Source organism: Lacinutrix salivirga, assembly GCF_053604675.1.
Genome location: NZ_JBSHNP010000015.1, coordinates 1 through 1,224, shown reverse-complemented (window position 1 = coordinate 1,224; position 1,224 = coordinate 1). Strand labels below are relative to the sequence as shown.

Annotated in this window: 1 protein-coding gene; it reads left to right on the top strand. The window is 39.4% G+C overall.

Annotated features, from left to right (window positions below):
• Window positions 1-1,224 (top strand): Ig-like domain-containing protein (locus tag ACVC5O_RS00080; RefSeq protein ID WP_452219427.1); only part of this gene is annotated, 1,224 nt, incomplete at both ends.

The window sequence follows — 1,224 nt, the reverse complement described above, 5'->3', positions numbered from 1 at the left end:
TACAGACGCCATCGTAGATATCAACAATACTTTTATCGGTCAACCTGTTTCTGGTAATGTATTAACTAATGATGAAGATTTTGAAGGCGATAACCAAACTGTAACTGCTAACACCAATCCTACTAATGGTTCTGTAACTGTAAGTCCTACTGGTGAGTATACCTACACTCCTAACCCAGGATTTACTGGTGAAGATACTTTTGAGTACACCATCTGTGACGATGGAAACCCTGTCGCTTGTGATACTACAACTGTATATATCGAAGTATTACCTGAGAGTGGTCCTGAAAATGAAGCACCTATCGCTAATGCAGATACTGCTACAACTCCTGTAGGAACTCCTGTAGATGTAGTAGTACTAGCTAATGATTTTGATCCGGATGGTGACCCTATTTCGGTAACTAATACAACTAATCCTGATAATGGAACAGTTGCTGTAGATCCTAATACTGGTGTAATTACTTATACGCCTAACCCAGGATTTACTGGCGAAGATACTTTTGAGTATACCATCTGTGACGATGCTAATCCTGCTCTCTGTGATACTGCTGTCGTTACTGTTACTGTGAATCCTGATGGATTCCCTAATACTACAAATGCTAACGACGATGCTTATAATACAACACCAACAACTCCTGTTGCTGGAAACGTATTAACTAATGATAATGATATCGAAGGCGATACTCAAACTGTTACAACAACAACTGTAACTACTGCCGAAGGTGTTACTGTAACTATAGACCCTAATACTGGTGAGTTTACATACACACCTAATGCTGGATTCTCTGGAACTGATTCTTTCGTTTATACTATATGTGATGATAACGTTAATCAAGCTTGTGATACTGCAACTGTAATTATTACCGTTGGTGGTATTGCTAATACTACAGACGCCATCGTAGATATCAACAATACTTTTATCGGTCAACCTGTTTCTGGTAATGTATTAACTAATGATGAAGATTTTGAAGGCGATAACCAAACTGTAACTGCTAACACCAATCCTACTAATGGTACTGTAACCATCTCTCCTACTGGTGAGTATACCTACACTCCTAACCCTGGATTTACTGGTGAAGATACCTTTGAGTACACCATCTGTGACGATGGAAACCCTGTCGCTTGTGATACTACAACTGTATATATCGAAGTATTACCTGAGAGTGGTCCTGAAAATGAAGCACCTATCGCTAATGCAGATACTGCTACAACTCCTGTAGGAAC